Genomic DNA, 24,611 nt, shown 5'->3' on the forward strand with positions numbered 1-24,611 from the left:
ACTTTCTCACACTGTAATTAATCATTTCTAAAAAGAATAAGTATCTCCATCGCTAGAAACCAGAATATCATTAGTTAATTTCTTCTCTTCGATAAACTCATTCAATTCTGCTCTAGACAGCCTCCAATGATTAACTGCCTCCATGTGAACAACTACAATTTTATGACACTTGCATGCCGAAGACTTTCGTACCGATATTTTTCTCCCTTTAAATTCTCAAGTTCTAATTCAAATCAATTTATTGAGGAAAATAGTTCTTAATCTGATCTAGATCCTCTTTATCTAATTCCCAATCTAGGGCTTTTATATTATCATCAATATGCTCTTTGCTAACTGCCTTTGGTATGGTAACGATACTTTCCTGTCTTACTATCCAATTCATCGCAACCTGATATGCTGTTTTACCGTACTTGCTCCCTATAGTATCCAGTATCTTTCTTTCCAGGGAACCGACCTGAGGAAAACCTTTCCTACCAAATTTATGTGGCGCAAAACCAAAGGGTGAATATCCCATGATTGTTATACCATTGTCTTTAGAATACGGTAAAATCTCCTTCTCTATTCGTCTATCATGTAAATGGTAAGCTAATTGATTACATACTAATGGGATGCTGCCTAAATGGGACTGGGCCTCTTGCATTAACGGGATCGAAAAGTTACTTACACCAATATACCTGACAATACCCTTCTTAACTAGTTCGGCCATTGCTTCCATCGTCTCTGCAACACCATAGCGCTTGCTTGGCCAATGCTGTAAATACAAATCAATATAGTCTGTTTTCAGGCGTTCTAAGCTTGCCTCTGCTGCTCCAAGAACACCTTTGTAAGAACAATTATTCGCTGAAACTTTAGTGACTAGGAATACGTCGCTTCTAATATCATGGATTGCTTGTCCCACAATTTTCTCTGCTCCTCCATCGCCATATTCTTCAGCAGTATCTATTAAATTAAGTCCATTGCTAATACCGTAACGCAGTGCCTTTATCTCATCTTTCTCTTTTCTTCTATCTTCACCATATTTCCATGTTCCCTGACCAATAACCGGGATATATACTCCCGTATTACCTAGCTTACGATACTGCATCTATTAGTCCTCCTCTTTCACTCTCTATTTTCATTTATAAGCGACTTGAGTGGAAAAACTTACGGAAAAAGGTTTTCTGTTTTGTAACTATTTTCGGATTATAATGTCTACATATGTTAACTACCTAAAGGAAGGATGTAAGAAGTTGAAGACAAAAAAGAAGTGGTATGTACTGTCGGGTAGTCTTGTTCTCTTATTAGGACTTGGTATTTGGTATGTTTTAAGTTCTGATATTTTACTAGGATGGCCCTCTCCTTCTAAGCAACAGGAATATTACAGAGGTACTATTGTAAATATCGTTAAAGAAAATTCCACAATTGATGGAGATAAAGTACTCCATTCTATACAACTCGATACCGGAGATGTGTTAACAGTAACTAAAAATACAATGTTTTTTCACCAGTCAAGTGATGTCAAACGAACAGAATCCGATTTTGAAATAATACAAGAAGGTGTTGAAGTCGAAGCATGGAGTAGACAAGTCAATAATCATATGTTTGAAGCATTTGAAATAACAGTGAAATAGAAGATCAATAAAAAACGAAACTTAATAACCTACATCAATGTGTTGAAATGGGGCCTGAAGTAATGTCTTCACCTAACTTAAAGCAAAGTTGATCTATTAAGGTATAATCGTAATTATTTTTATCAGATCGATAAGGGGCGGAATTTACCGTGCCTTTTTCCCCGTTCAAACAACGATCCGCCCATTAATTTAACAATGATAACATTTTGTTTAGTCACCATAACCGTCTTATCAGTCCTTAAGTCTTTCTATCTGACCAGCTATAATTTGCGGGGGATCGGACTGCATTACAGCATATTCACCTTTGTCATTCGTCTTTGGGGTTACATTGACTTTTTCACCTATCTCAAGCTCGTTATATAGCTGGGCATCCTCGACAATATAATTGATTAATTCGATATTATTCTTTTTGAGCTCAGTAAAGGTCTTACTATCAGAATCTTTCTGTGTAATATTCTTCGCTACTAAGATTTTTTGGTCTTCCTTCGAAATAATATAATCCCCCTTAGTGGCTTCGGGCGACGCTTTGCAACCGCTAAGTATACATAGGGCAAGTACCAAGGCAAGTCCTAAAACCAACTTTCTCATTATTTATAGCTCCTTCGCGTAAGACTTTCTGCTTTGTTAGACGAAGATGGAATAGATTGGTTGCGTAAACTACCCATAAGATTAACGAAAAATAGAGCTGCTGCCAACCGGCAAACTGCTCTATACTGTTACAGCACTACAATTCGATTTGTAATAAGATTTATTAAAAAAGTGGAGATATTACTCTTTTTACAGCTAAACATGCCTTTGAAGTTTGATACTACAATCTGAGGTTGTCGTGGTGACATACTCCATGTAATTTACAGAGCCGTTAAAGTTTAAATAAGCTTCATAACGCATGCGGATACCAGGTAAAGTAATGAAATCTAGAACATTTTCCTTTGGAACCCATCTGCAATCGCTCGTTTCATTAGAAGTAGCTAACTCTCCACCCACGGCCTTGCACACGAAATCAAACATCACCTTGGTAGGAACATCTGTCACACCGTCATACCACTTATGGATTGCTGTATTAGAAACAATGCTAACTACATGGCTAACCGTCGCGTCTATTCCACTTTCCTCTTTGATTTCACGAATCACACCATCTATCAGATTTTCTCCAACTTCTGTTATCCCACCAGGATACACCCAGCCATCGTCATGGGCTTTTACTAAAAGGATATTTCCATTTCCATCTTCTACAATTCCGCCAGCCGATACAATATGTGTCGGAAACGCCATTTAAAGACCTCCTAATACTGCAAGTTGTATATTTATTACACAAACTTCCTGTATTCTCCTTCTTTCGTGAATTTGATCTGTTCCATTCTAACTCTAAGGAGTTCCTGCACTACTCACTTCATTTGGGGATTCAGCAAGTTCTATTTCTTTTGCCCAAAATAATAGTTCTTCATCGTTCCCATGGCTGCCAATACATTGAAAACCTAATGGCATTCCGTCAACTTTCATTATCGGGATGCTGATCGTTGGAAGTCCTGCATAAGACCAGATCGCTGTCATTCCTGCCCAACCGGTTTTTTCAAAACCTTTTGGCGCTGCTCCACCTTGCGCTGGTGTAACCCACAAATCGATACCTTCTTTTCTTTTGGTCTTTTCAAGCTCCATTCTAAGTTTCATCTGTCCATTACGGAGTTGTTCTAATTCCTCTGCTGGTATGGCTTGCCCGCTTGTGATTGCCGCTTTTACTGAAGAACCATACAGATTCTCATACTGACGGAACCACGTTTCGTGAACCTTTGCCATTTCGCCTTGTACCATTCTTACCATGGCATCGCCTAATATTAAATCTTCATCCCAGGCATATCGACAAAACGAATGGTGTATCCACTATCTTCTAATGTTTTAAGCTGATTCTCAAAAGCACGTTTAACATCATCGAACATAAGATTCATGAAAGTACCCTTTGGAATGCCAAGAACAGGTCTTTTATCTGATTGAAAGGAGCGCCAGTTAGGAATGAAATGAGAACATGCATAGATCATGCTGTTGGTATCCTGTGTGAAAAATCCGATGGTATCAAATGAGGGAGATAATAAGATAACTCCGTCAAGTGCAATACGAGCATAGCTCGGTTTAAATCCAACAACACCGCAAAATGATGCTGGGGCAACGACGGAACGAAGGGTCTGAGTTCCGACCGCTATGGGACATATACCAGAGGCAACGGACGCAGCAGACCCAGCGCTTGAACCGCCAGCTGTATGTTCCACGTTATGAGGATTGCGAGTAGGGATTATGCTATGGTAAGCAAACTCTTCGGTAATTGTTTTTCCTGCAAATATCGTACCCATTGATCGAAGATTCGAAATAAAGGACCCTTCCTTAGTCGTCAAAACGTTATCAGGAAGCTCAGAACCGGCTCTAGTTGGAAATCCATTAACATGAATTAAATCTTTAATAGCGAAAGGAACACCGAAAAATGGAGGTTTTTCATTGGGAAACTTTTCTAATAAACTACTGAAATCTCTCTTTAATCGATTATTTAGATCATCTTCAGGAATAAAAGCTTTTACATAGGGTTCTATAGTAGAGTAGCGTTCATCACAATTTGTTAAGTGATCTGTTAACGAAAATTCACTTCTATCTGCTAATGTTGCTCTATTAAGAAACATTCTTATACCATCCAGAAAATGATATTTTCATATGTTCACAAACTCGATATCACATTGATAATTCATTGAGCTATCCTCATATTAGGGTGGCAATTCGCTAAAATTATAAATGCTCCAAAAAATTCTTAACGGTTACATTCCACTGTCCATTTGAATATTCCACTTTATGAATGCCAGTATTGGAAGCTGGGTATGATTTGTTCTTATTTGTCCATTCTAGATTTTTTATAATATGGTAGACGACATTAATCACTCCGCCATGAGTAACAATGAATACGTTCTCAAGATGGTCGTTCGTTAATTGCTCTTCGCATAACTTTCTAAATGTTTCTTTTATCCGCTGGTAAAACTCCCTAGGACTCTCCCCTCCAGGGTACCTCTCTTCCATTCGTAAACTCGAGAAATACAGCCCTGGGAATCGTTCATTCACAATTTCATTAGGCATTCCCGCAATGACACCATTATTCGTTTCTCTCCACTCGCTGTTACTTTCAACAGATATATTCAAATTTTTAGCGATCTCATTCGCTGTATCGAGTGCCCGCTGTAAGTCGCTGCTCACGACCCGATGTACTTGGTATGAACTCTGGTTTTCTTTTAGATAAGAACCTAACTTTTCTGATTGCCGATATCCTTCCACATTAAGTCCTCTTTGACTCCAGCCTCCGCGATATCCTTCATCGTCCGCCCCATGTCTTACAAAATAAATAGTCATATGCTTCCCCCTTAATATGTACGATTCCCTACTTCCATTGCCGCCAGTTCCTGAGGGAAAATATCCTCCGGAGGTACCATCCGTTTTGGAAGAGTCCGTCCCGACATAATCTCTTGGGCAGCCTGCATCAATAAAGGACCAAGAAATGGATTGCATTCAACAACTGCATTTATATTTCCAGCAATCATTTGTTCAAAAGCCCGCCGCGTTCCATCAACTGAAATAATAATAAGATCTGTGCCTGGTTTCAGCCCAGCTTCCTGGATCGCTTTTACTGCGCCAATAGCCATGTCATCATTATGGGAAAATAACACTTGCGGCCATTCTTCATCAGGCAGCCTCAGAAATTCCCGCATGACTTTATATCCCCCTGCCGTTGTAAAATCTGCAGACTCGGTCAGCGTAATTTTAAAGGCATCCTGCCCTTTGATCATTTCCCGAAACCCACGTCCACGGTCAATCGAAGGTGTTGACCCCGTTGTACCCTGGAGTTCGGCAATTTTTATTCGTCCTGAATAGTTACGCATTTTGTCCAGCATATATTTAGCGGCTTTTACCCCTTCTTCAAAAAAATCGGAACCAATGCAGGTTACATATAGCGAGTGGTCTTTCACATTAACAGCGCGATCAAGAATGATGACAGGAATACCTGCCTGTTTGGCTTCCCTGAGAATATCATCCCAACCCGTCTGTACGACAGGCGCGATTGCGATGATATCTACTTTGCTCTCTATAAACGAACGGATTGCTTCCACCTGGTTTTCTTGAGATTGCTGCGCATTTTTCATAATTAATGTGATACCAGCCTCACGGGCTGCCGCTTTGATCGAATTCGTATTTGCAGCTCTCCAGGTACTCTCTGAACCTAACTGGGAGAAACCAATGACAATGGGTTTGGCTGCAGGCAGCTCTGCAGATGGATGATTAATATTTGTCGGAATTTCCGCTGGGGCAATTGAAGGCTGGGCTATCCTATCTCCTGTTTGAAAACAACCCGTTAACAACAAAAAAATGAGGCATGTCAGCCATTTCGCCAATGTTACTCGTTCCCCCTATCTCTCAATGATAGCGATTACATATAAATACAAAAAAAACACCGGATAACCAGAACTGGGTTCGAACTGGATTCCCGATGTTAATTGTATCAGCATTTCTAACGTATGGACAGCAATTACTGCTTTAACACCGCACGTCTTTCACTGAGTATTCGCTGAAACAGAATAAAGACGAAAAGAAGCAAGCCGATAACGATTTTCGTCCACCATGAGCTGAGTGTGCCATCAAAGCTAATGAGGGTTTGGATTACTCCCTGAATCAGAACACCAAAGAAAGTTCCCAGGACATAACCGACCCCTCCAGTAAGTAAAATCCCACCAATGACGACCGCTGCAATGGTGTCCAGCTCAAAGCCCACGGCATGCAGCCCATATCCTGACAACATATAGAACGTAAACACAACTCCGGCTAATGCAGAACAGAATCCGCTAAACGTGTAGACCAGTACTTTCGTTCGTGCTACCGGAAGCCCCATGAGGAGTGCTGATTGCTCGTTTCCTCCAAGAGCGTACACATTGCGGCCAAACCGAGTATAGTGTGCAATGAAGATTGCAGCGGCTGTAACAATCAAAGCAATAATAGCGCTAATGGAAATAAAGCTTCCCCCTGGGAGTGTGATTTTCGTCTGAGCAACCGTGGTATAGAAGGCATTATCAATTGTGATCGTATCAATACTGATTACATAGCATAATCCGCGAGCCAAGAACATCCCTGCTAAAGTCACAATAAACGGTTGAATTTTAAAATAATGAATAATAGCTCCCATTCCGGAACCGAATAAGGCACCCATAACCAGTACTAGCGGGATAACGATTGCTGGAGACCACCCCTGCTGCTGAATTAAGCTCGCTGACACCATTGTTGTGAGCGCAATCATTGAACCGACAGACAAATCAATCCCACCCGAGAGGATGACAAAGGACATACCAACAGCCGTGATCAGCAGAAAAGCATTATCTACGAATAGATTCAACAGCACTTGCAGAGAGAAAAAGCCAGTATATAGAAAAGATCCTGCAACGAACATGATCAGAAACAGCGTTATCGTTACTATAATCGGAATGTATTTGCTTTTAAGATACATGGCGTGAAATCTCCTTCTCTCCTGGATAATGCCGCGTTTTCCAGCGCAAGGCAATGGCGGATCGGAAAGCAGGTGACTGGACTAAACAGACCATAAGAACTACGAAAGCTTTCACAACTAACGTAATCTCCGGCGGAACGCCTATCATGTAGATCGTTGTAGTCAGCGTTTGAATAATCAAGGCACCTACAACCGTTCCGAGCAAATAGAATCGTCCTCCGTTAAGTGAAGTTCCGCCGATTACGACTGCGAGAATTGCATCAAGTTCATACCATAATCCAGCGTTGTTGCCATCTGCGCTCGATACGTTTGAACTTAACAGCAATCCAGCTATGCCGGCACACAATCCGCAGAACATATAAACAGATATGATAACCGAGTGGGCTCGAATACCAGACATCAGACTCGCAACGGGGTTACAGCCCACCGATTCGATGAACATCCCAAGTGCAGTCTTACGTGTGAGCAGTGCTGCAATCAGGAGAACAGTAGCAACTACAAAGATGGAGAATGGTAAAGTAGCAAGGGAACCGGAACCGATGTAAGAGTATTTTTCACTTGTTACGGTGATAATCTGCCCTCCCGTAATGAGTTGAGCTATTCCCCGCCCAGCCACCATAAGAATCAAAGTCGCAATGATCGGCTGAATTCCAACAGCGGATACCAGTACCCCATTCCATATACCTAGAATAAGAGATAGTCCCACTGACATAAGCACCGACAACAGGATCAAGGAGAGCATATTCTGATCCGAAGCTTTACTGATAGAAAGACAGGAAATAGCACCTGATATCGCCACAATCGATCCAACAGACAAATCAATCCCTCTCGTAGCCACTACAAGCGTCATTCCAATCGCTACCAAGATCAGAGGGGCTCCAAAGTTGAGAATATCGATCAGACTACCGTATAAATGTCCATTTTGCAGCGTAATTGAGAAGAAATCAGGTGAATAAATAAAATTAAATAACATCAGTGCAGCCAGTACGCACAGCGGCCAGAATAAATGATGTTTATAAATGGTTTTCATATGACCTCAACTCCCTGCTATCGCCTGCATGATTGTATGCTGGTTCATATCCTTATCTGAAATTTCCGTTACGATATGGCGGTCACGCAGCACAGCGATTCGATCGCTGACGCGTATTACCTCTTCGAGCTCTGAAGAAATAAACACAAAAGACATTCCTTCACGTGAAAGTGACAATACCAGCTTCTGAATTTCTGCTTTTGCACCAATATCAATGCCTCGTGTCGGTTCGTCTAGTATTAACAAATTCGGCTTCGTCAAAAGCCATCTGGCGAGTAATACTTTTTGCTGATTTCCTCCACTTAAATTCTTGATCAGATGATCAGGATTAGGTGGATTAATATTCAGAATGCGGATATATTCATTTACAATCTCGTCCTGCCGCTTGCGGGATATTGTCTTGAACCAGCCCTGTTTAGCCTGCAAAGCCAGAACAATGTTTTCCCGGATCGTAAGGTCTCCGATAATGCCTTCTGTCTTTCTATTCTCTGAACAAAAGGCAATCTGCCGATGAATGGCATCACGCGGGGAATGTATAGTTTCTCCTCCATCCGCAAACTTCAGCTTACCGGTATCAGCCTTATCTGCTCCAAACAGTAACCGTGCTGCTTCAGTGCGTCCAGAACCCAAAAGACCTGCAAGGCCGACTACTTCTCCCTCATTGATCGTCAGATTAAATGGCTCAATTGCGCCCTTTCGGCCAAGCCCCTCCGCTCTAAGCAGCTCCTCGCTCGGTTTATCTTTATTCGTTCCTGTCAGAACAGGCAGCTCTTCCAACAAATTCAGTTCTTTGCCGATCATCTTCAAAACAAGATCAAGCCTGGTTAACTCTTCCGCTAAATACTCACCGACAAATTCCCCATTCCTAAGAATAGTTACCCGGTCCGAAATCTCATACATTTGATCCAAGAAATGAGTAACAAAAAGAATAGCAAGGCCGTCACTTTTCAACTTTCTCAAGACAATGAATAATTGCTCGACCTCATTTTTGTCTAGACTTGAGGTTGGTTCGTCCAGGATCAGAACTTTGGCAGAAATATTCAATGCTCTGGCAATCGCAATCAGCTGCTGAACAGCCACTGAATACATGTATAAAGGCTGATCTACGTCTATATCCAGATTCAGGCGATCTTTCAGCAGCTTCTCTGCCTTTCGGTTCATTTCTTTCCATAAAATCCGGCCTAATTTACGCGGTTCTCTCCCAATAAAAATGTTCTCAGCCACTGTTAGATTGGGACATAGATTCACTTCCTGATACACCGTACTGATTCCGGCCCCCTGTGATTCTAACGGACTGTGAATATTTACTCGGTTACCTTCCATCTCTACAGTCCCCTCATCGATGGAGTACACGCCGGTCAGCACTTTAATCAACGTGGATTTTCCAGCACCATTCTCACCCATCAGCGCATGAACCTCTCCTGGAAAAAGGCGGAGACTTACATCGGTAAGCGCTTTGATTCCTGGAAAGCGTTTATGTATGTTGGTCATTTGCAATAAGGGGGTAGCATCACTCATCACTTCATCCACTCCTTGGCTTAGAAAACTACTACCACTCCGCTGGCTAAGAAGGGGCGGAGTGGCGCTGTAAACCATTTTTTCTTGAAATACTAAGTTAGGTTTAATATTGACGGTTCGGCAGAGCTTCCTTCGCTTGTTCAGAGGTAAACGTCGTTTCTTCCGTTACAATACGGGCTTCAACTGATTTACCATCGACCACATCTTGAACCACCTTCATTAACTGAGGACCGAGCAACGGGTTACACTCAACGATGAAGTTGATTTTTCCTTCACTGGCAGCCTGCATTCCGTCCTTAACCGCATCAACTGAGATAATTATAATATCTTCCCCAGGCTTTAGACCTGCAGCTTCAATAGCTTGAATGGCACCAAGCGCCATATCATCGTTATGTGCATATAAAACATCAATATCTTTATGGGCTTTCAGAAAAGCTTGCATAACTTCTTTCCCCTTAGCCCGTGTAAAATCGCCCGTTTGCGAAGCAATGATCTTAAGATTCGGATTGCTCGAGATCACTTCTTTGAATCCTTGCATCCGGTCATTTGCAGGAGCAGAACCTGTTGTTCCTTGCAGTTCAACGATATTAATATCTTCAGCTGCGTCCTTATATTGTTCAGTCAGCCATTGACCAGCTTTCCGTCCCTCTTCAACAAAATCTGATCCGAGGAATGTAACATACAGCGAAGTATCCTTTGAATCGACTGCCCGGTCAGTTAAGATGACGGGAATTCCTGCATCTTTGGCTTCTTTAAGTACTGTATCCCACCCGGATTCCACGACGGGTGAGAAAGAAATGACATCCACTTTTTGCTGGATGAATGAACGGAGAGCTTTGATTTGGTTCTCCTGTTTCTGCTGTGCATCCGAGAACTTTAAGGTGTATCCTGCCTCTTTCGCAGAATCCTGAATTGATTTTGTGTTTGCACTGCGCCAGCCGCTTTCTGCTCCAACTTGAGAGAAACCGAGCGTGATGCTTTTCGTTGATTTGGTTCCGGAATTGCCACCAGCGTTCTCCTCTCCAGCACCTCCGCTGTTATTACTGCTGCAAGCTCCAAGCATCAACATGGACAAGGTTAACGATAACACCAAACTTATTTTTCCAAATCTCTTCATAACTGTTGTACTCCCCCTCATCAATCACCATTCCCTGGCGTTGTCTAATTATAAACCGCTTACAAAACAACATGATATGGACTGTCTTATGCGTTTGTTTCCTAATTTTTTGATTTTCATCACAATCCTGTTTTCCATAGTGTGATTTTTTAATTAAAAAGTATAATATTTGGTTACGCTTACTTTTCCTTCTTTCGAATAGATCATAGTTGGTATACACTATAAGTGGTTAGAACCATATCCCCTGAGAGGAACTGCTGATGAGGATGAAGCGATGGATTTCGTCAAGCCTACGGACAAAACTGCTGGCCTTGTTTATTGTCCTCACCACCATACCGCTAATGACGGTGGGAATGATTTCATATCAGAAATCCTACCATTCAGTTGCAAGCCACAGTAAGGCATCCACTATGCTCCAAGCTGAAATGCTAGGGACTAATATCGATAATTTGTTTATAGATACGGAGAGGCTTCTTGAACTAAGCAATAACCCCAAGGTTATCCATTTTCTTCTATCACCGTCGGAGACTTATAAGGAAGCCAAAGATATTCTTCGGACTTTTTCTCTTTACCGAGACACATACAAATATGAAAGCGTACTCAATATTAGCTTGATTAATCTCTATGGAAAAGGAATCAGCGAACGCCGAGGGATTTTTCAGTCCAATACGAATCCACTGCGGAATCAACATTTTCAGAAGCTTGCTGAGAACCCTGATTCCGTGCTGCGAATTCCATCCGCGCAAATGAACAACCTTGATCAAATCGATGGTTTTGCTTATGAAGATCGGGGAGTTATTTCGATTATGGCAGCAGTTAAGCAAAAAATTACCCATGAAGTCATTGGGTTTATTATCGTGGATTTAGACGATTCGTTTATTAAGACATTCTGTGATCAGGTGAAGATCGGCAAGACGGGTTTTTTTTATATTCTGGATCAGCATAACAATCCGATTTTTGTCCCTCCCATAGAGAACGATGACAAAAACATCATTCAAAATACGCCCCTTCCTTTTCCCGATCAGTCTAGTAAAGACGGATATGTACTGCGAACGGGCGGTAAGCCGCGTTTTATCGTACATACGGCTTCTCTTGCTACAGGCTGGACGATTATCGGTATCGCTCCGCTGCAAGAGATCGTTGCCGAAGCTAACAGCATCAGGCAGCTGATCATACTTAGCGTAGTGCTCAGTATCATATTTGCAATTACGCTTCATTACTTGCTGACCAAGCGGCTAACCCGGCCTATCCAGCTTCTTCAACATAAAATGAGGCTTACTGCAAGCGGTTATCTTGAAGCTAAAGTTAAACCGGTTGGAACAGATGAAATTGCGGATCTTGGGCAAAGCTTCAATATCATGGTAGAGAAGATAAAAGAACTTTTGGAACAAAGTATACGGAAACAACAGCAGCTGCAAAAAGCAGAACTGCGAACACTGCAAGCTCAAATCAATCCCCACTTTTTATACAACACACTGGATTCAATTATCTGGATGGCCGAAGCGGGCAAAAACGATGGAGTAATCCAGCTGGTGAAAGCTTTATCTGACCTATTCAGGATCAGCTTAAATAAAGGCCGAGACTGGGTAATGATTCGCACTGAATTAGCTCACGCTAACAGCTACCTGATTATTCAACAGATGAGATACAGGGATATACTCGACTATCGGATCGACATCGATCCTGAACTTTTAGATTATCCAATTTTAAACATGACTCTTCAGCCGCTGATAGAAAATGCCTTGTATCATGGAATTAAAAATAAAAGAGGAAAAGGCCTTATTGTCATTGGAGGTTATTTGGAATTATCAGCCGTTATTCTTACTATTACTGACAATGGGATAGGAATTCCACCAGATCGACTAGCAATGCTAAGACATCAGCTCGAACAACCCCTTCAGTCTGAGGAAGAAGAACCCGCCGAAGGAGGGTTCGGACTGCAAAATGTACATCAGCGGCTACGACTTTATTTTGGCTGTGAATACGGGGTTGAACTTGAAAGTATCGCAGGTGCCGGTACGACCATATTTGTACGAATACCTAAAAATAAGAACAGGGGGAACTGACGATAAAGAAAATTGTACTCGTCGACGATGAAATTTTGATTCGGGAGAGCATCAGGGATTCTATCGATTGGAAGAAGGAAGGTTTCTTATATTGCGGTGATGCTCCTGACGGAGAGTTAGCACTGCCGCTCATTGAAGAACAAGTACCAGACATTCTAATCACAGATATTAAAATGCCTTTTATGAACGGTCTCGAACTGGCTTCCGTAGTTAAACAAAGATTTCCTGACATCAAAATCATCATCTTAAGCGGCCATGATGATTTTCAGTATGCCCAAACCGCTCTTCGGCTTGGGGCCGAAGACTACTGCCTGAAACCAGTTAGCGCCGCGGAACTACTCCAGTTACTGAATGCGGTCAGTACCAGGATTGATGAAGAGAATCGATTGAAACAGAAAAATATGTATAGTCCTGATAAGCTATATGCCGACCTTTGCGGAGGACTAATTGGTACTGGAGCCGCGATCGAAGCTGCTGCTGAGCTGAATCTGCAGCTTATCGCTCCTTATTACGCTGTCATTATCTTATCTATTGTTCCACCCATCTTGGACGAATTGAGTCTTGTACATTCTAAGATTCAAGCGGCAGAGTTAGTTATTATGAATACACTAATTGAGTACCCCGAACTTTATTACTTTAGGCGCAGCCGTACAGAAACGGTGATTATTCTAAAGGACAGTCTCCCGGATCAAATATCAACCAGAATCGGTCTTCTGATCCAAGTACTGGAACAACGAAGTATTCATCTTGGTCTGCAACTGTCCATCAGCTGCGGAAGTGTCCATGAACGCCTTCAAGGCATCCATCTTTCCTTCCAAGAGGCCGAAGATGACCGAATGATCAAGAAGCTGTCAAAGCAGAACAAAGCAGCTCTGATTGAGTCCTCAATCGACCAGACACCAGGCAGTGTGCCGCTTGACCGCTACAGTCTAATTGAGTTTCTTAAGGTAGGTAATCCTCAAGAAGCGCCCTCTTTTATTCGTCAGCTTGGGACCGGCCTTCATCAGATCAGTTTTAATTCCATGTATGCCTACTACCTGATCAACGATATCACCTTAGAATTAGTTCAGACCGCAAAGTTAACTTTCCGCACAGAAGGAAATCAAGCAGAAATGATACATGAGTTGCAAAAGGAAATTCGGAAAATTTCAAATGTGGAAGAGTGCCTTCATTATTTACTTGGAGTATATGAACAGCTATGGGTCTGGCGGTCAAAAGGGTCTGACAAGTATGGAGAGTTAATCGAAAAAGTCAAACTATACATTCGGCAGAATTATCACAATGACCAGCTCTCCCTTCATGAAACTTCAAGACAGATTGGAGTCAGCTCTAGCCACCTCAGCAAAGTATTCAGCCAAGAAACCGGACAGACCATGACAGAGTACTTAACCGCCACGCGAATTGGCAAAGCGAAAGTATTACTTAAAACAACTCGCTGTAAAACCTTCGAGATTGCTTTTCAAGTAGGTTATAGTGATCAACATTACTTCTCTAACCTGTTCAAGAAAGTAACCGGAATGACACCCATGGAATATCGCAAACATGGACTTGAGGGCGAGTCAGTTGAGATCACTGCGAAAGAAGGAGATCGCTTGTGAATTTCCGATTCAAAGCCGTTCAGACGCTGACGTTACTACTCGGAATCACATTAATTCTCTGTGGATGTATGGAGGCTCGTACTACAATGGAGACATGGAATCAGAATCAAGAGGTTCTTTCGCTCCCTTCAAAAAACGATCCTGAACTTACCTTTGGCATCATCTATCCTATGGTAAACGACACATACGAGATGATTACGGAAAACGCGGAAGCCTCAGCCAGCGATTATAACATTAAACTGATCGTTCAAGCGCCAGATGAAGCAAACTTAGAGCAACAGATTCGAATCATGGAGATGATGATCAAGCAAAAGGTCGACGGCATAGCAATTATTCCGGTGGACTCCGAAGCTTTAATTGACGTCATCGACAAAGCGGTGACCAGCGGAATCTCTGTCATATGCTTCGAGTCGGACTCTCCGTCCAGTAAGCGGAATGCTTTTATCGGTGCGGATAACTATAAGACGGGGAAAGTGATTGCCCAAACCGTAGACAATTTGCTTGGCGGCAAAGGGATGGTCCTAGTCCAGTCTGGCATGCCGCAAATGCTTGGATTAACTCAGCGGCTAAAAGGGTTTCAGGATTATTTACATGAGTATACCGAAATAGACGTGCTCGAAGTTCGCCATAACCATGCCAGCGAAGAAAAAGCCATTCAGCAGTTGGAAGAAATGATATCGGCTCACCCGCACTTCAGTGCGCTGATCAACCTGGATTTCGTTTCTAGTTCGAGTTCAGTTCTAGTCTGGAAAGCTAAAGGGCTTAAACGATATAATGTCGCGCTCGGTCTTACTCCCTATGTCAATCAATCCCTCGAAAACGGTCAAATTACCCGCATCATCTCCCAAAATGAGCAGAATTGGGGCGAAGCGATCATTAACACCCTGCGCAGTCTATCACAAGATAAAACAATGCCAGAATTTATTAACACAGAAATCATAGAAATGCATAATTGACCATCATAACAAAGAGAAAGGGCAATCCGATTAAGGACTGCCCTTTCTCTTCGTTTATCGGTTTTACTTTACAACCTGTTTACATAACTAGAACAGCCCTGATTTTTTCATCAGTTCATGAATCAATTTAGCTGCTTCAGCACGGGTGATATACGCCTTAGGCGCTAGATTCGATGAACTTCTTCCGGAGACGATACCTGCCTGCAAGCTATCTGCCACACCTGATTTGGCCCAGCTTGAGACGCGGTTTGCATCTTCATAACTGCTTAGCATCTCTTCCACTGATCGTTCTGTCAAACTTCTCTTCAGCTCAGTAATTTCCATCGCTTGAGAGGCAATGTGCATGGCTTGTTCCCTTGTAATCTTCTCATAAGGCCGGAAAGTGTTGTCTTCGTACCCAGTGATCAGGCCGTATGTTTGCGCCGTTTTCACATGTTCAGCGAACCAATCCGTAGTCTTTACATCCGTTAATGTAAGTTCTCCTTGCTCTGAACGAAGTCCAAGCGCCCGCACAAGCAGTGCAGTAAATTCGGCACGAGTGATTTCCGTATTTGGAAGGAATAAACCGCTTCCCGTTCCATCAATAATCATCCGAGATCCGAGATTGTTGACGCTGTCCTGTGCCCAGTGCGAGGTCAGATCAGTAAATGTTACGGAGTTCGTAACCACTGCATAGGTGCCGCCAGTCAAGCTGCGAATTTTTGCGTAACGTTTCCCGTTCTCTGTAACGATTTGAGTCGGCACCTGATAAACTGTACCTTTTGATTCGATCAAAGCACCAGTAGATACCTGGTTAGCTGATGAATTATCCGAAAGTGGAATCATTCTCTCCACATATCCAGTAAATGGAGTGATATCTGTAACGTTATTTCCTTGTACTGCTCTAACATTGAAGTCAAGCAGATCCGAGCTAAGCTTAAAGCCTTTTACCTTGGCTACCTGTTCTGCAACCTTGCTCATCGATGAATCTGGAACAGCAATCTCAATTTGAATCGTCGTTTCCGTGCTTGTTCCATCGCCTGCTGACGGCAAAGAATTCGTACTAATTTTGGAAGCTGGAACCTTGAAAATCCCTAGACCCGTCCATAGTTCCAATATGATTTTCTTATCCTGAAGGGCTTTTAGAATATTCTTATTAAATTGAGTAATTACATGCTCCGAGTCTGCCTTAACTGTAACGGCAATCACATCGCCTTCCTTCGCTGTTGAAAGCCAAGTTTCCAGCTTCTTCTGATCAAATGCTATTGTCGTAATTTTCTTGTTTTGCTGGGTTGTCGTGCCGATCGTACCCAAGTCCACTTCTTTGTCGCCAACTTTTATTTCTGCATCTTTCTTACCGACAGGTAAGGTCTGCTGTGGTGCCGCTGGAGTCAAAGGTCTATCGGGTGGAGCTGGTGTGGAAGGGGCTGGGTTTGGAACAGACGGCGTACCGCTTCCTTCGTCTTCGGTGCTTACCTTAATTGTAATATGAGTAGTAATCTCTTTGCCGCCAGCAGTAACGGTTAAAGTCAACGTACCATTGCCAGCTGAGATTCCTTTTACATTTACCGTCTCTTTATCACTGTCACCTGTAATCTCAAGATTATTAAATGCTTCCCAGCGGTATGTTGGATTTGTCGCATTGACTGGATTTAGCTGAGAATCAAACGTAAGTGAATTGTTCACTTTAACAGATGTAGCTTCTCCTATAATGGAGACAGACTCCAGAGGAATCACTTCCGGTTCGATCTCATTCTTCGTAAACTGCCAGTAATCCATTCGAAGAGAATCTTGACCTTTTGTCTTAAACATAAAGAAGATATTGTGAACACCGGTAACCGGTTTGACGTCTGTCTTCAGCGTTTTCCACTGATTTGCGCCACCCGTAGGCGTCACATCAAACGTACCAATGACATCACCGACTGGACTGTCCTGTCGTATTTCAATCGTTCCCCCAGCAGTTGCTGCTACGCTGGCTTCAAAAATACTTGGTCCACTCGTACCGAAGTCTGCGTTTGCAACAGCAAGCCAATCTCCATCATTGACATCGGTTATATTGAGGTTGATGCTCTCCACCATGTTACCAGGCTGCAAGGATTTCTCCGTCATCATCCCGGACTGCCATGCCATCGTTTCTGCCTCGGTGCGCTGGTATGGATTTAGAACAGCTAACTGTTCCACTCCTTCCATATCACCCTTGATCGGTTTAATAAATCCGTTCTCATAAAACTCCACTTTATTGATGTGTGTAGAGCGATATCCTTTCGCTTTATTCATCGCCTTAGCAAGGGTTTGAGCGTGATAAGCAACATACCACTGATCTTTAAATTCGAAAATGGCATGATGATTGTTCCCACCGACATCGAAAAAGACGTTTGGATTCTGCAAAATGGTTCCGACGTAAGTAAATGGCCCCATCGGATCATCGCTGACCATGTATGCAATTTCTCCTTTCGGCGGAGAACCTTCCGGATGGGTACCGGCGAAATTAGAACAGTAAGAATAATAGTACTTACCGTTATATTTGTGAATTCCGGAATCCTCAAAAAGATAAGGAGCATCAATGAGTTTTGCTGATCCTACTGTGCTTATCATATCGTCACCCAATTGAATTACTCTGCCGCTCTTCGGATGAGCAATTTGCTCTTCTGTCGGATTATTTCCGCCAGGGATTCCCCCGCCAAAATACAGATAACCTGTTCCATCATCATCCACCAGAACAGCCGGGTCAAACATCCACACTACCCCGTTTGTTCCTGGTACACTGCTGTTAATAAATGATTTCCCCAGTGGATCCGTCCACGGCCCGATTGGACTATCGGCAGTAAGGACACCAATGCTGGAAGCATTATTAGCAAAGTACAAGAAAAATTTATCCTTTCCTTCAATTACCTTATGAGCAATCGCAGGCGCCCAAGAGTTATTCGCCCATTTGGCAGCACCATTCGGGCCTGCTACGGGAATCTCTCCATGATCGGTCCAGTTCACCATATCCTCTGATGAGATGACAGTGATTGTATTGATCTTGGAATAACTATTATCTTTCAAATTCCCATTTGCGTCATATTCAAATGCATCACTTGTCATATAAACATATACTCTGTCGTTAAAGACAAGCGCATAGGGATCTGCGCCAAACTTATGGCTGATTAGCGGGTTCGCATATCCAGGTACTTTAGCAAGAGCTTTCGTGTCCAATGCCTTCAAATCAATAGCAGAAACTGCTTCACTCACGTTATAAACTACATTGCTGCCTTCTGTTTTGATATAATCCGTACGAATTTTTACTGTTTGATCCTTCGGAACAAAATCTTTCATTTTCAGTTGAATCGTAGCGAACAGATCAGATGAGGTATTCGTAAAATTCACGTTACTGCCGGAAACCTTCAGTTCCAGTCTGCGGTCAGCAAATGAGTAAGATGGTGTACCACTAATATTGTCTGTATGAAATGATACTCCGGTTACGGATACAAAATCCGGAATATCGAAGGAAGCAGAGATTCCATTATAAGTTCCGTCAGGCAATGCCTCCATTTTTACCGGAACTTCGAATTCTACATTTGGAACGCCTAGAACGTCCGAGACATCATCCAGACTTGCAGAAAGAATAGGAGCTGACTCCCCTGTTCCAGTCATCTTGTTGTCTACTCTAAAATAATCGAAGTCGACGTATCCGCCTACCGTTTTGGTCGCGTAATTAAATAAGGCATAACGATAACCCATAAAATGAGGCAGGGTATACGACATTTGCAGCTGCTCTCCAATTGCTGTCCAACTTACCCCGTCAAGACTGTAATAAAAATAAGCTTTGTCTGTTTGCTTTTTAAAATCCATATCAATTTTCAGATAAACTCGATCCGCAGCAAGCGGGATGCTGGCAACTTCTTTCGGTTGTTCGCCGCTGCCATTAACCATTACGATCGATTTTGCGGTTCCTGACTTTTTAACACCGACATAACCATAATTTTTTTGGAAAGCGGCAAGACCCGCTACATCTCCGTCTTTCATATGATCAGTTTCAATAGCAATATAACCTGAACTTTCAGGTCCAAACGTTCTTTGTGTAAGTGTATTGCGTGCATCTAGAATTCCTGTGCTTTTTCTGCCCGTTGTTAGACGTAAGAATCCAGAACGCTGGGTCAGCGACCAGTTGTTATTATCTGGATTATGATTCCACTGCCACGAAAGCCCTAGATTGGAGCCATTACCTTCACTCTCTCCTGGCTTTTGTGTATCTGGAATGGGAGCAGAGGAAGCTGTAAACGAGATGTCGTCAACATAGAAGTCCATTAGATCTGTGATAGGATCCGGAGTTCCGGTCCATGGTGTCTCAATGAAAATAAAAGTATGGGATAAATCCGCATCGGAAGGGAGTGTATATGTGCCTCGGAGTGTTCCCCATTCCCCTTTCTTCATCGTAGCCGAACCAAGCACCTTGATTCCTTGCCAGCTCGGTCCGTTCTGGATGTTGAAGTTGAACTGTTTCTGCTCCGGCCCTTCATCGTACCTTACCTTCGCAGAGAAGGTATAAGTGACATTAGTATCCACCTTTCCGGTAATCAACTGCATCGGCCCGTCTCCCGTTGCCTTGCGTCCGGTCGTCTTCAGTGCTGATATACCGCTGTAATATACATCATTTGAAACAGATACCGATGCTGCTCCATTAGCAGTCCAAGGCTCGATACCGCTTTCAATATCGCTGTTGATAATTAGCTCTGAGACGGAAGTATCTGCAAAAGAAATGTCATCGACATAGAAGTCCATCAGATCTGTGTTTTGATCAGGCGTGGCGGTCCATGGTGTCTCAATAAAAATAAAGGTATGAGATAAATCGGCATCCGCAGGAAGCGTGTACGTACCTTGGACCGTTCCCCACTCACCTTTGTTGATCACAGCCGAACCAAGCACCTTAATTCCTTGCCAGCTTGGACCGTTCTGTATGTTGAAATTGAACTGTTTCTGGTCTGGCCCTTCATCGTACCTTACCTTGGCAGAGAAGGTATAGGTGACATTGGTATTTACTTTCCCCGTTATTACCTGCATTGGACCATCTCCGGTCGCTGTCCGCCCCGTCGTTTTCAGAGCAGATGCGCCGCTGCCATAAACATCATTCGTAACGGATACGGAGGCTGTGCCGTTTCCAGTCCAAGGTTCAACACCACTCTCGATTCCACCGTTAACTAACAGTTCCCTCCCTGATCTCTCAGCGGCTGCAAGCATATCCGTTTCAAAGAGTTCTGAAGATACATCTGGTGCGTTGCTGTCTTCAGAAGTATATGGGAGACCTGATCGTGCTGAGCGATTATAGAATTCATCAGAACTTACAATATTGGATTCCCCATTATGTAATGGAAGAGAAATTTCAGCTGGGACTTTGCCATTGACACCAAATACCGGCCAGTCATTCTCCCATGTGACGGGAACTAAGTATGGAATACGCCCGACGGAACCACGGTCACCGAACAAAAAGGCATACCAATCTCCTGAAACCGTATCGATCAGCCCGCCTTGTGCAATCCCCTGATCCTGCAATACGACTTTCCCTTCATAAGGGCCGTCTATGGTGTCAGAGCGGAACACCAATTGTGTTCGCATGCCGCCGCTCGGCCAAGTGATTAGTGAAATATAATATTTCCCATTCACTTTTTGGATATGAGCACCTTCCGCTTGAAGTCCCACATTTGGTCCTGCAATTAAACTCGAATCCTTAATAATGATTTTATTCATTCCATCTTCTTTCACCGCAGTGGCGTCCGAATTTAGCTCAACAATCCGAATATCACCGCCTCCATGTACAAGGTACACTCGTCCATCGTCATCGAATAGAAGGGACATATCGTGATAGAAAGGAAGCTCCGAGTGTGTCCAAGGTCCATTTTCGATATCCGTTGTTTGATAAATATAAGTCTTTCCTGCTGTACTGGAAGAAAACACTACATAATACTTACCGTCATGGTACCTGAGACTGCTAGCCCAAGAACCTTTTCCATACTCATTTTTATTATTACTCAATCTCTGATGATCGGTCTCGTCCAGAATATCATATACATAATTGACAATATCCCAGTGTACGAGGTCATACGATTTCATAATTGGAACGCCTGGGTTCATGTGCATTGTCGTACTGGTCATATAATAGGCATCACCCACACGAATGACATCGGGATCAGGCACGTCAGCCCAAATAATCGGGTTATTCGCAATTCCCAGTTCTTTGGGGATTTCCTCTGCAAATGTGAGCCCAGCCGGCATCAAATTCAGAAATAAGGCGGCTGTTGTAAGAATCGAAATTAGCTTCTTTTTCCCCACTATACTGATTCTCCTTTAATATAATAGTAATTAAAGCGCTTTCTAAAATGACGAAAAAGTGCAGCCGAGCTCGAAATTATCCCTTTGCCTCCCTTCTAGTTGTTTCTTTTATAACTACTTTGTTTAAAGTTCGAGATCATTATATCTCGCCCCTGCATAAATCACGATGTAATATCTTTTTTAAAAGGTGAATTTTTTTGTTTTTTCAAAATGGAACCACAACTACCTCAGGATTTAATGGTAGTTACGCTAGTCCCCTCTTTCTCAATGATGTACTCTATCATTTCGCCGCTCCAAAAATGAAATTTCAAAGTCACTTTCCCATCTTTGATTTCATCAAAGAAAGCTTTCGTTAATTTGATCTCATTTGTCTCATAGGATGGAATGAATGAGTGCCCGAATTCTTTGAACGAAGTCCAATCCGCCGGCCCTGCATTTTGTCCATTCTCATACAGCGATTCCATCGTAGCCAGCTCATCTCCATTGAATTGGACTGGAATGATCAGCTCATCTGAAGATCCAGACGCCTCACTTAGCTCAGGTACATCGCAGGTAATTATGTTAAGTTTCCAATCAGCCCCTGAATTAAAAACGATACGAAGCTCTGCTTGCTTTCCATAAGCAGTATCAGACCACTGACCAAGGAAGTAGGCTTTTAGCGTGAGCATGTTCTCATGAATAGTGTAATCTTGGCCCTTTATTAGTGTCTTTCCGTTCATAATGACATTTCGAAATTCGTTCCCGTTAAGCTCAAGAGGAATGGATACGTCCTGTACATTCTCCCCCTTCTTCAAATAGACAAAATCAGACATCGCATGGGAAGAACGACCTTTGAAACCAGCTTGGATAACAGCATACAAATCTTCATCAAACCATTGGAACTCCCTGCGATTAAAGTGTTGGCCGTTATCCCACAGCATCGTGGTAAATCCTTTTTGAGTGGCATAATCATTTACAAAATCAAAATATTTCAGTTTCTCTCCCTGCTGGATCGTCCCCAAAAACTTGTCAAATCCGAGTAACCCGAACTCCCCCACAATGACCGGAATCCCTTCCTTCGTAAACCGCTCATATGTCCGATCAAACGTATCCATGATATCTTTCTTAGCAGCTTCATCAAACCGAGTTGCTCCTGCCATATTGACACTAAAAGGATAAAATCCGTAATAATGAATGGTCGCAATTAGATTCGGATCGTTATAACTGGTTATTGTCTTGTAGAGTTCCTCTAATCTGACTTCGGAAGCAGAGGTCGTTATACTAGGTATAACTAGCGGGCGTTTTTCATTTTCCCCTCCAGAAGTCCGTACGATGTCATGAAAAGAATCATTCAATTCACCAAGCATGGTAAAATACTCAGGTTCATCTTTATTCCAATCCTCTGAGAATCGAGGTTCATTTATACTCTCAAACATGAGCTTGCCTGGATGATCTTTGAAATGATCCGCTATTTGTGTCCACAAGGCACTGTATCGCTCTAATACTTCATCATGATTCGTATCCATGTACCTCACCCATTCGCTGGAGTCGTGATGGATATTAATCATGACATACAGTCCTTCATCCAGTGACCAATCTACAACTTCCTCAATTCTTCTCATAAAATCCGGATCCACCGTATAGTCAGGAGCATCGCCCATACGGTGCTGCCAAGTGATTGGAATACGGATACTGTTGTACCCTTGTTCCGCAATCTTGGCAATCAACTCTTTGGTGGTGCGTGGGTTACCCCAAGATGTTTCATCACCTGTCGCATCAAACGTATTTCCGAGGTTCCATCCTGGCTGCATTTTTTCTACATATGTTTGCATTTTACTTTTCTTCTCCTTCTGCTTTTCAGCTGAAATGAGGGGACCCACTACAAAAAGAACACCTGCTATTAAAACCAAAGACATCAGCATTGCCCATAAAGGAAAACTCTTTTTATTATTCATACCCAGTCCTTTTATTATATTTTTGGCTTTGATAATCTGTTAGAACACGTTGAAGTGGGTGCAATTGAGCGGTAAGCTAACAAAAAGGGGATTGGTTACCTGCCCTCCTTTCTCTGTAATCGCTTTCTTTATCTGAGAGTATAAGCTTTACCTTTCTCTAACTCAATAGCTAAGGGGAAATGAATCTTATATTTATTAACGAATTATGACCCAGGCTCGATAACTATTTGTTGATCGCATTCATACAAGGAATTGTAGTCGGACGAAGACTTACTATTTCGCTCGTTACTACTTATGAAAGCAACGCGAAAAAAGTCGCCATATAGGCGACTTCTAATGGGACTATCTACTTCTTTCCGGATAACTCCATTGATTCATCGTAACATCTTTAGAAAATAACAAACAAATTCAGACTCTTAGCGAGCCACGAAAACCTCTGACACCATAATAAGAATCTGCTCCATTGTGATACACAAAAACAGTGTCGTAGCGACGATCACAAAAGATGGCACCACCGAGTTGTCTAATATGATCAGGTGTTTTCACCCAGCTCGATGTTTTCGTATCAAATTTCCCAAGTCTCTGTAGCTCCCGGTATTGCTCTTCTGTCAAAATTTCAATCCCCATCTCAACTGCCATATCCATAGCACTATTCTGCGGTTTGTGTTGTTTCCTTGATTCGAGCGCGGCCCGATCGTAACACACACTTCTGCGGCCTTTAGGGCTTTCTGCCGAACAATCACAAAAAATATATTCCCCCGTCTCCTTATTATAAAGTGTAACATCAGGTTCCCCTCCGGTTCTTTCCATTTCAAAAAGTGACCACAGTTTTTCTACATTCCGTTCCAGTTTTGCTTCTACTGCTGCCCATTCAAGTCCTTCGTGGCGATTCATGTTTTTCTCAAAACGAGTTTTTAATGTTCTGAGTATTTCGTCACGTTGTTCTGGTGACAACTCTTTATATTCGTTGTTCATA

General features: G+C 42.6%; 18 protein-coding genes. 4 read left to right on the top strand and 14 right to left on the bottom strand.

Annotated elements, in window-relative coordinates; all coding sequences use genetic code 11:
* Nucleotides 1-238: 238 nt before the first annotated feature.
* Nucleotides 239-1,084, bottom strand: a complete 846-nt coding sequence (locus tag QPK24_RS12700) for an aldo/keto reductase (protein ID WP_285741546.1) — start codon at nucleotides 1,082-1,084, stop codon at nucleotides 239-241.
* Between the two features lie 145 nt (nucleotides 1,085-1,229).
* On the opposite strand from QPK24_RS12700, the gene QPK24_RS12705 reads away from it, so the two are divergent.
* Nucleotides 1,230-1,610 (top strand): hypothetical protein, encoded by a 381-nt coding sequence (locus QPK24_RS12705; protein ID WP_285741548.1) that lies wholly within the window; start codon nucleotides 1,230-1,232, stop codon nucleotides 1,608-1,610.
* A gap of 231 nt (nucleotides 1,611-1,841) precedes the next feature.
* Here QPK24_RS12705 and QPK24_RS12710 read toward each other — a convergent pair whose 3' ends face one another.
* The 10 genes from QPK24_RS12710 to QPK24_RS12755 all read right to left on the bottom strand — a co-directional run bounded on the left by QPK24_RS12710 (nucleotide 1,842) and on the right by QPK24_RS12755 (nucleotide 10,793).
* On the bottom strand, nucleotides 1,842-2,198 hold the full coding sequence (locus QPK24_RS12710; protein WP_285741550.1) for a DUF3221 domain-containing protein: 357 nt from the start codon (nucleotides 2,196-2,198) through the stop codon (nucleotides 1,842-1,844).
* A gap of 195 nt (nucleotides 2,199-2,393) precedes the next feature.
* Entirely contained in the window at nucleotides 2,394-2,882 is a 489-nt protein-coding gene (locus tag QPK24_RS12715; protein WP_285741552.1) for an NUDIX hydrolase, read from the bottom strand.
* A 93-nt stretch (nucleotides 2,883-2,975) separates the two neighbouring features.
* Complete coding sequence (locus tag QPK24_RS12720) at nucleotides 2,976-3,428, bottom strand: amidase family protein (RefSeq protein ID WP_285741554.1); 453 nt, start codon at nucleotides 3,426-3,428, stop codon at nucleotides 2,976-2,978.
* Between the two features lie 14 nt (nucleotides 3,429-3,442).
* Nucleotides 3,443-4,273: an amidase family protein gene (locus QPK24_RS12725; RefSeq protein ID WP_285741557.1), complete on the bottom strand. Its 831-nt coding sequence runs from the start codon at nucleotides 4,271-4,273 to the stop codon at nucleotides 3,443-3,445.
* Nucleotides 4,274-4,376: 103 nt separating this feature from the next.
* Complete coding sequence (locus QPK24_RS12730) at nucleotides 4,377-4,988, bottom strand: histidine phosphatase family protein (protein WP_285741559.1); 612 nt, start codon at nucleotides 4,986-4,988, stop codon at nucleotides 4,377-4,379.
* Nucleotides 4,989-4,999: 11 nt separating this feature from the next.
* Nucleotides 5,000-6,025: an ABC transporter substrate-binding protein gene (locus QPK24_RS12735; RefSeq protein WP_285741561.1), complete on the bottom strand. Its 1,026-nt coding sequence runs from the start codon at nucleotides 6,023-6,025 to the stop codon at nucleotides 5,000-5,002.
* 134 nt (nucleotides 6,026-6,159) lie between these two features.
* The gene (yjfF, locus tag QPK24_RS12740; protein ID WP_285741564.1) at nucleotides 6,160-7,128 is read right to left on the bottom strand and encodes a galactofuranose ABC transporter, permease protein YjfF; all 969 of its coding nucleotides are present in this window, start codon (nucleotides 7,126-7,128) and stop codon (nucleotides 6,160-6,162) included.
* Complete coding sequence (locus QPK24_RS12745; protein WP_285741566.1) at nucleotides 7,118-8,158, bottom strand: ABC transporter permease; 1,041 nt, start codon at nucleotides 8,156-8,158, stop codon at nucleotides 7,118-7,120. The genes yjfF and QPK24_RS12745 overlap by 11 nt, the downstream gene beginning before the upstream one ends.
* A gap of 6 nt (nucleotides 8,159-8,164) precedes the next feature.
* Entirely contained in the window at nucleotides 8,165-9,676 is a 1,512-nt protein-coding gene (locus tag QPK24_RS12750) for a sugar ABC transporter ATP-binding protein (RefSeq protein WP_285741570.1), read from the bottom strand.
* Between the two features lie 103 nt (nucleotides 9,677-9,779).
* Complete coding sequence (locus QPK24_RS12755) at nucleotides 9,780-10,793, bottom strand: ABC transporter substrate-binding protein (protein ID WP_285741572.1); 1,014 nt, start codon at nucleotides 10,791-10,793, stop codon at nucleotides 9,780-9,782.
* A gap of 260 nt (nucleotides 10,794-11,053) precedes the next feature.
* Between QPK24_RS12755 and QPK24_RS12760 the strand changes: the two genes are divergently transcribed.
* From QPK24_RS12760 to QPK24_RS12770, 3 genes are read left to right on the top strand one after another with little or no spacing between them, the layout of a single operon-like run.
* Nucleotides 11,054-12,859, top strand: coding sequence for a sensor histidine kinase (locus tag QPK24_RS12760; RefSeq protein WP_285741575.1), 1,806 nt, complete (start codon nucleotides 11,054-11,056; stop codon nucleotides 12,857-12,859).
* 11 nt (nucleotides 12,860-12,870) lie between these two features.
* A complete protein-coding gene (locus QPK24_RS12765; protein ID WP_407083021.1) occupies nucleotides 12,871-14,457 on the top strand; it encodes a response regulator in 1,587 nt (528 codons plus the stop codon).
* On the top strand, nucleotides 14,454-15,413 hold the full coding sequence (locus QPK24_RS12770) for a sugar ABC transporter substrate-binding protein (protein ID WP_285741580.1): 960 nt from the start codon (nucleotides 14,454-14,456) through the stop codon (nucleotides 15,411-15,413). Before QPK24_RS12765 ends, QPK24_RS12770 begins: the two co-directional genes overlap by 4 nt.
* Nucleotides 15,414-15,500: 87 nt before the next feature.
* Here the strand turns inward: QPK24_RS12770 and QPK24_RS12775 are convergent, their stop codons facing one another.
* The 3 genes from QPK24_RS12775 to QPK24_RS12785 all read right to left on the bottom strand — a co-directional run bounded on the left by QPK24_RS12775 (nucleotide 15,501) and on the right by QPK24_RS12785 (nucleotide 24,610).
* On the bottom strand, nucleotides 15,501-21,701 hold the full coding sequence (locus tag QPK24_RS12775) for a family 43 glycosylhydrolase (protein ID WP_285741582.1): 6,201 nt from the start codon (nucleotides 21,699-21,701) through the stop codon (nucleotides 15,501-15,503).
* Nucleotides 21,702-21,928: 227 nt separating this feature from the next.
* The gene (locus tag QPK24_RS12780; protein WP_285741584.1) at nucleotides 21,929-23,635 is read right to left on the bottom strand and encodes a cellulase family glycosylhydrolase; all 1,707 of its coding nucleotides are present in this window, start codon (nucleotides 23,633-23,635) and stop codon (nucleotides 21,929-21,931) included.
* A 408-nt stretch (nucleotides 23,636-24,043) separates the two neighbouring features.
* Nucleotides 24,044-24,610, bottom strand: a complete 567-nt coding sequence (locus tag QPK24_RS12785; protein ID WP_285741586.1) for a DUF4256 domain-containing protein — start codon at nucleotides 24,608-24,610, stop codon at nucleotides 24,044-24,046.
* Between the last annotated feature and the right edge of the window lies 1 nt (nucleotide 24,611).

This window comes from Paenibacillus polygoni (assembly GCF_030263935.1).
Classification (GTDB): Bacteria; Bacillota; Bacilli; order Paenibacillales; family Paenibacillaceae; genus Paenibacillus; species Paenibacillus polygoni.

What these genes read in the sequence shown, in the direction of transcription:
- yjfF (WP_285741564.1), bottom strand. Translation starts at nt 7,128, where the DNA reads ATGTATCTTAAAAGCAAATACATTCCGATTATAGTAACGATAACGCTG.
- QPK24_RS12750 (WP_285741570.1), bottom strand. Translation starts at nt 9,676, where the DNA reads ATGAGTGATGCTACCCCCTTATTGCAAATGACCAACATACATAAACGC.
- QPK24_RS12720 (WP_285741554.1), bottom strand. Translation starts at nt 3,428, where the DNA reads ATGGTAAGAATGGTACAAGGCGAAATGGCAAAGGTTCACGAAACGTGG.
- QPK24_RS12745 (WP_285741566.1), bottom strand. Translation starts at nt 8,158, where the DNA reads ATGAAAACCATTTATAAACATCATTTATTCTGGCCGCTGTGCGTACTG.
- QPK24_RS12710 (WP_285741550.1), bottom strand. Translation starts at nt 2,198, where the DNA reads ATGAGAAAGTTGGTTTTAGGACTTGCCTTGGTACTTGCCCTATGTATA.
- QPK24_RS12785 (WP_285741586.1), bottom strand. Translation starts at nt 24,610, where the DNA reads ATGAACAACGAATATAAAGAGTTGTCACCAGAACAACGTGACGAAATA.
- QPK24_RS12715 (WP_285741552.1), bottom strand. Translation starts at nt 2,882, where the DNA reads ATGGCGTTTCCGACACATATTGTATCGGCTGGCGGAATTGTAGAAGAT.
- QPK24_RS12780 (WP_285741584.1), bottom strand. Translation starts at nt 23,635, where the DNA reads ATGAATAATAAAAAGAGTTTTCCTTTATGGGCAATGCTGATGTCTTTG.
- QPK24_RS12725 (WP_285741557.1), bottom strand. Translation starts at nt 4,273, where the DNA reads ATGTTTCTTAATAGAGCAACATTAGCAGATAGAAGTGAATTTTCGTTA.
- QPK24_RS12760 (WP_285741575.1), top strand. Translation starts at nt 11,054, where the DNA reads ATGAGGATGAAGCGATGGATTTCGTCAAGCCTACGGACAAAACTGCTG.
- QPK24_RS12730 (WP_285741559.1), bottom strand. Translation starts at nt 4,988, where the DNA reads ATGACTATTTATTTTGTAAGACATGGGGCGGACGATGAAGGATATCGC.
- QPK24_RS12755 (WP_285741572.1), bottom strand. Translation starts at nt 10,793, where the DNA reads ATGAAGAGATTTGGAAAAATAAGTTTGGTGTTATCGTTAACCTTGTCC.
- QPK24_RS12700 (WP_285741546.1), bottom strand. Translation starts at nt 1,084, where the DNA reads ATGCAGTATCGTAAGCTAGGTAATACGGGAGTATATATCCCGGTTATT.